At 51.0% G+C, this 6239-nt stretch carries 7 protein-coding genes and 1 pseudogene; 3 read left to right on the forward strand and 5 right to left on the reverse strand.

The genetic code is table 11. The features are described 5' to 3' along the window. Nucleotides 1-225, reverse strand: a pseudogene (locus tag K6T64_RS15880) (DUF6385 domain-containing protein); the annotation flags it as partial. Nucleotides 226-486: 261 nt separating this feature from the next. Between K6T64_RS15880 and K6T64_RS15885 the strand changes: the two are divergent. The 3 genes from K6T64_RS15885 to K6T64_RS15895 all read left to right on the forward strand — a co-directional run bounded on the left by K6T64_RS15885 (nt 487) and on the right by K6T64_RS15895 (nt 2522). Further along, on the forward strand, nt 487-795 hold the full coding sequence (locus K6T64_RS15885) for a DUF6385 domain-containing protein (protein WP_288011038.1): 309 nt from the start codon (nt 487-489) through the stop codon (nt 793-795). A gap of 104 nt (nt 796-899) precedes the next feature. After that, nucleotides 900-1625, forward strand: a complete 726-nt coding sequence (locus tag K6T64_RS15890) for a class I SAM-dependent methyltransferase (protein WP_288011039.1) — start codon at nt 900-902, stop codon at nt 1623-1625. A 45-nt stretch (nt 1626-1670) separates the two neighbouring features. Then, nucleotides 1671-2522: a hypothetical protein gene (locus K6T64_RS15895; protein WP_288011040.1), complete on the forward strand. Its 852-nt coding sequence runs from the start codon at nt 1671-1673 to the stop codon at nt 2520-2522. 1050 nt (nt 2523-3572) lie between these two features. On the opposite strand, the gene K6T64_RS15900 is transcribed toward K6T64_RS15895, so the two are convergent. From K6T64_RS15900 to K6T64_RS15910, 4 genes are all read right to left on the reverse strand, one after another. Continuing rightward, the gene (locus K6T64_RS15900) at nt 3573-4793 is read right to left on the reverse strand and encodes an IS110 family RNA-guided transposase (protein WP_288011041.1); all 1221 of its coding nucleotides are present in this window, start codon (nt 4791-4793) and stop codon (nt 3573-3575) included. Nucleotides 4794-4965: 172 nt separating this feature from the next. Beyond that, nucleotides 4966-5247, reverse strand: a complete 282-nt coding sequence (tnpA, locus tag K6T64_RS17060; RefSeq protein ID WP_483306158.1) for an IS66 family insertion sequence element accessory protein TnpA — start codon at nt 5245-5247, stop codon at nt 4966-4968. Nucleotides 5248-5419: 172 nt separating this feature from the next. Next, nucleotides 5420-5638, reverse strand: coding sequence for a type II toxin-antitoxin system HicA family toxin (locus K6T64_RS15905; RefSeq protein ID WP_288011042.1), 219 nt, complete (start codon nt 5636-5638; stop codon nt 5420-5422). Then, on the reverse strand, nt 5631-6044 hold the full coding sequence (locus K6T64_RS15910; protein ID WP_288011044.1) for a hypothetical protein: 414 nt from the start codon (nt 6042-6044) through the stop codon (nt 5631-5633). Before K6T64_RS15910 ends, K6T64_RS15905 begins: the two co-directional genes overlap by 8 nt. Nucleotides 6045-6239: the final 195 nt, after the last annotated feature.

Below are 6239 nucleotides of genomic sequence, written 5' to 3' on the forward strand. Positions count from 1 at the left end.
ACCGAGGACGCTGGAGATGGTGCCGTTCAGCAAATTGGTCAGGGTACCGGCGGTGACCGTGGTCCCCAAGACGCTGGAAATGGTCCCGCCCAAGGCGATGGTGGTCAGGTTACCGGAAGTGTCGGTGGCCAGAATCCGGCTGGTGCTGGTGCTGTCCTGACCGAAAATGAGCGCTCGCAGATCGTCGGGATTGGTGTTGAAAACGGCGAAATTCGGCAAATCCATTCATCCTTTCCGAAGTGATGGCTCGGCGGTGTTATTGCCGTCACTGCTAGAAAGGATACGGATGCGCATTCCCGACGGTTTGGACATGGATCCAAGGGCGTGAAAATATGCGCCTGCCCTGTGTGAATGTCAGGGGAGTCACCGGAATGAATCAAGCTTAGAGTTCGTCTGCGAATGGCCATGGCCGAAACACCCGGTCATTGACACGCGAGGACGCATACAGTGGGAAGCAGATTCCCATGAAGAAAACGAGGTTCTGCCATGTTTCACCAATCGATCGAGACCTACACCACCACAGACAATCTGCAAGGATCAAATTTTATCGAATTGGCCGGCCTAGAAATCTATACCTTTGTGGTGATTAACTCCGGCACCAACCCGGCCACGGTGGCCTTACAGGTGAGCCCTGATCAGGGGACGTTTCTTACGGACAGCCTGTTCACCGACCTCATCCCCCAGTCCGCCGTGGCTCTGGTGCCGCGATTGTTTCTTCGATATGCCCGGATTGTGTTTCGCTCGACGACTCCCGGGCGCCCCACCACAATCACCATCGTGTTTAATGGTCAATAGACGCTCTGACCGACCATCACCTGAATAACCACGCCGAGGTGTATCAGCGGGTGCAGGCCTTTCTGGCCTGTAATTTTCATTCCGATCGGGAGGCATGAAATGAAATGACGGATCCACAAAAAGAAGTATGGGATCGACTGTGGGAAAAAGAAATTTCTTATGAATGGGACTCACTGAGCCAAACTATCTATGAAGTGCTTTGTCGAACGATTGGGAAGATGGACAAACAAAGAATATTGGAAGCTGGTTCGGGAACGGGGAAAATATCCCTTCGGTTAGCCAAAGACAACGCTGAGGTGACATTAGTCGATTATTCTAATAACGCGCTTGAGCAAAGCAAACGGGCATTCCGGGCAAACAATCTTTCGGGTCATTTCGTCCTTGCGGATATTAGATATATGCCATTACCCAGCGGGACTCAGGATGTCACATGGAACGCGGGAGTACTGGAACACTTTTCTGAAACCGAACAGTTACAGATCCTTCAGGAGATGAAAAGAGTAACTCGTCCCGGAGGGACTGTATTGGTTCTCGTACCGTACGCTCACTGTCTTCCCTACCGCGTTGGCAAGGCATTTGCGGAAGAATATGGCCTGTGGCCTTATGGACAGGAGATTCCAACGGAGTCGTTACGGGACACTTTCTTGGCCGCCGGTCTTAAATTTGTTTCAGAATTTGACGTTGGTTTCCTGGATTCATTGTGTTTCTTGGATTTTATCCCGGGGACCCCAACGATCAAACAGTATCTGCGCCAATGGTATAGTTCCCTACCAGAAACCGAAAAACAAAAGTTTCCCGGTTATCTGCTGGCTTGTATCGGAAAAGCCTAATCATTCAATTGTCAAATTCCCGAATGAGAGAGGAGACAGTTCTCGATGCCGGAGGTTGTGCACACTATTCCTTTCTTCGTCCTTCATGAAGGAGATCTCGAGATGGTCGACAATTGCTTGATCACCTTAACTGATTCTTCCACTCCCCCTTTTCTCGTCGTCTACAATCAAGGACTGCTAACAAATGATCAAGTAGTACGATGGCTAAGTCGTTACCCAATTCAAAGTGTTGTCCTTGGTCGAGGAATCAACGATGGGATTCCCATCGCCAGGCAAAAGTGCTTTGAATACATTTGGGATAATCTACCGGAAACCAAGTACATCACGGAGATTCACATGGACATGTTATTTCCACAAAACTGGACTGAAAAATTGGTTGAATTCTTGGAACAGCACCCCGAAGAGCCGTTTGTCAGCCCGGGAATCATTACTGGGTTTGGAGAATTACACCCGGAAGCCAAGGGGAAACAACAAATTGCCCTTCCAATTGGTGCTACTCGGAAAGACATTCTTCCGCTCTTGAATACATTGACTACAGAATGTGTGGTTGAAGGATTTGTACATCCGGTACTACATCGTTGCGAGACTTTACATCAGATCGGCGGCTATGACTTACAATTCTTACCGGGAAAGCAAGGATACGAGGACGACTTCCTTTTGCTGAGTTATTTTTACCTCCTTAAATTGCCCATATCCTGGCGTCCGAAAGCCTTATTAAGCGTAAGAGTGTTCCATCGAACCTTGGCCCAGCGTATGAATCTGCCGGACAAATCAACGGAAATGGGGAAAAACTTCCACGGACTTCTGGCTAAATTTGGGATTCAAGGTCTTCGGGATTTAAGCAAAATCCATAATAATGAATATTTTGAAGTTATAGCAAAGAGACTTAAACTATAAATGTGAATCGTCCTCGGATTACCGCCAAGACATCGTCGTTGGTTGTGCTGGCGGCCTTCGTGTAGTTGAACGATTCCGTTGTCACCACGGCTGGGTCAGATCCAGGGAGAAGTAGTTGTTGTTTAAGGCGGTGATAAAGAGGAGCACGGGATCGCCGTCCCGGCACACCCTTCAAGAAAATGTAAGTCATGATGATCAACAAGACGGCCAGCAGCACCAGACCGATCGTTAATCGCTCATCCCTCCCAAGAACCTTCTCGGGCACCTGCCTCACTGGAAACTGGCCCCATTATCTTCCCCCGATCCTATACTCGGGCAGCCCTTTGGATCTTTCCATACTGTTCTACGTAATAATGTCCGTAAAGATTTCCGAATAACTCTCGGGAAACTTCCCAATCAACCCTCTAAGTGACCTTGTTGGCAAGCTGTGCGGCGAACTGTGCAACGAACTTCCCAGCGAGCTACCTTGTACCTAAACCAAAATTGAATTGGACAATCTCCTCCAAAAATGTGATCATACGATCATAATATAGTGTAATTAGACGGACCCTCCTCTCTCAAGAAAAGCAGTGTTTTCTCCGTTTTTCTCACTCAATCGCACGATTTCGCATTTGACCTATTGTACTCAGACTGCTCAATCGTTCATGAGAGCGGTTTTGGCTCTTTGAGGGTGCATCAAAGTAGACGGTACCTGACCGTCTCCTAAATTATGGTACACCCCTCGGATCTCCACCAAACACTTTCGTGGTTTACCCTCTCATGTCTCACAGGGTCGATGCCCTCAGCAGTCCCTCGTACGGCCTATCGAAAGGGTGGAGGCCAGTTAAGCTCGTATACTGGGTCGCTGCCCGAATGGAGGAAAGATCTACCGGCTTCTCCGTGCTGTACATTTGTCAAATGCCAATCATGCGATGATGCCTTTTGCTATGACACTGATCTGAGTTCACATACTCGATTGCCAAGGCGAGCCTGTCAAGGCCGTTTTTCCGCCTACCGTGAAAATGGCACAAAAAAGCCCCATCACTATCCTTCAAAAAATGTCTGGAAATATCAGGATGCTTCCTGTATGGTGATCTTGAGACCAAGGTTCTCAAGTTTTTTCTTATACCGACGAATCACGGCCTCACGATTCTTTCGCTCCTGATAGTTTGGCCCCAAGTCTTGGTATACTGTTTTCTTCGTCAGAAGGTGGTAGATGATCACGAGTATCCAATGGGCAATGGCAACAGCTGCGCGTTTTGACCCTCGGCGGGCGGCGATACGATGATATTTCGCGGCCAGATAGGTATTCTTGGTTCTCGAGGTGGCGCGGGCAGCTTCCACCAAGGCTTCTCGTAACCATGGATTCCCTTTACGCGTCTTTCCACTATGTCGTTTGCCCGCACTTTCATTGTTGCCTGGACACAGGCCTGCCCATAACGCAAGATGAGCCGCACTCGGAAACCGAGTCAGATCCGTGCCAATTTCCGCCAAAATCAGTTCCGCCGTCCTTTTCCCGACCCCTGGTATTGTTTCCAGCCTCCGAAGGTCCTCCTCAAAAGGGCTCATCCGCTCCTCAATCTCTCGGCTGACCTCCTCAATTAACTCGTCCAACTCATCGATATGGCGCAGTTGCATGGCTATCAATTTCCGTTGGTGCGGACGCATAAACCCCTTAAGGGCCTGTTCCAGTTCCTTGGTCTTCTGGCGCAGCCGTCCTCTTGCTAATTTCTCAAGCGATTTTTCGTCGACTTGGCCAACAGCAACCAGTTCGTTCAGGATCGCCCGCCCTGTGACCCCCATGACATTACTGGCCACTGAAGCCAGCTTAATGTTGGCTCCCTCCAACACCTTTTGCAGGCGGTTGACTTCATTGGACCGTTCCCGAACCAAGGATTTACGATATCGCAGCAGCTCACGAAGCTCGCGTTGTGCTCGATCCGGAATATAACTTCCCCGAAGCAGCCCGTGCCGCAGCAAGTCGGCAATCCATTCTGCATCGCGAACATCTGTTTTTCGCCCAGGAACCTGCTTGATGTGTTGGGCATTGACCACCAAGATTTCAAACCCTTGATCCTCGAGCAGATTGTAGATCGGTTTCCAATAGACCCCTGTACTTTCCATGGCCACATGAGTACACCCATGGTTCATGATCCAGTCGGACATTTCTAACAAATCCTTAGTCATGGTGCCGAACGTCCGAATTTCTTTGACCTTCGGTGTAATTACACAGGCGACCACTGTCTTTTTGTGGACATCCAGCCCGCAACAGCATTCGTGGACCACCTGCATCAGGCACACCTCCTGAAGAAAGTGGCAGCCGCGTGGCAACCGATCTCAATCGAATTCTACCGTGCGTGCTTCTCCAGGGGATAGCGACAAACCGTGGTACTCAAGGTTGCCCACTCCGTCTTGACATCGGGCTCAAGGCACCAGGCGAGCTCCGTGCGGCCACCCGGTATCATCATAAACCACTACACCCCATTTTCATAGACCGTGGTGCCGCAAACGGCATGGGTGTCTTGACACCTCCGTCTTGACACCTCCGTCTTGACACCTCCGTCTTAAACCTGCTCACCCAATACCAAAGCTGATGTTCTTTAATCTGGTGAGCGGCACACCATTCGGCCCCGGTTTGCCCGCTGGCCCGGAAATCGGCCACGCGGGTGCGCCACAGCTCACGAAGTTCTGCCAACTCCGCCTTCGTCATGTGACTCCCTCCCTGATTAGGTTCTGGGAGCATCATCTCGCAAAACAGGGGCGGCAGCTATGTGTGCGCCATTTTACGCTTACAAAGGGACCGCACCAGACAGGGAGCCCCTCTAAGAGAGGCTCTGTTCCGTTAGAGCGATCCTCCCTCACTACACCCTGGAGCCGGGGAAAAAAGAGGGAGGGCCCCTACCCTCCCCAAGAACCGCTCAGTTTTTGCTGTTGAAATATTCTTGGCTCACCTGCAACTGCTTCTTCAGGATCGTTTGCCACAAATGGCCCTTGATCTCCCCTGTTCCCTTCGACACTTTCATCCGCTTAATCGTCCCATCGGGCATAAATTTTCGGTAGTAGTAGCTATCCGTTTCCTTGTACAGCTCCCACCCGTCGTTCTCGCAGAACCGCTTGAGGTCTTTCCAGCTAGGCATCCAGCAGCCCCACCACACCCTCCAGGTCATCCTGGATGAGAACGTTCAGGACATAGGCCGCATGGTGTTTCCGGTTCGGGGCGTTAAAATACAACTGGAATTCCTCCATGTACTCGTTCGCGTACTCGACGGCTTCCTTCGCCAGCTCCCGTTTCAGTTCCTCCACCGTCGGCGCGTTGGCCGCGATGCCAAACACGTCTAGGGTGCCCGTGAACGTACCGTCGTCCTCCTGCTGGTACTCCACCTTGAAACGGTATCCGGACAGCAAAAACCGCAAATGCTCAAGGGAAACGGCCGCGAACTTGTCACGGTTGCGCTTTACAAACTGCGGCCGGACACGAACCACGGTGTCGATGAAATGACCCCAGTCCTTCCGGACATCCGTTGCGTTCAGGACAGCGTTCATCAGCATTCCCCTCCAGCCCCCATTCCACCATGCTTATGTACGTTCTGTACATAGTGTACGCATAGCAATGGGGAAACATACGGAGTGGGTTGAATTTCGGGAACTGCCTCAGTTATGGGGAGCAGGAGAAAAAAGAGGAGGGGTTGCCCCCTCGTCACACCTCCGCCAAAGCCGCCGAAAGCTCGTTCCCGGCTT

It is taken from the genome of Kyrpidia sp. (assembly GCF_023512215.1).
Taxonomy (GTDB): Bacteria; Bacillota; Bacilli; order Kyrpidiales; family Kyrpidiaceae; genus Kyrpidia; species Kyrpidia spormannii.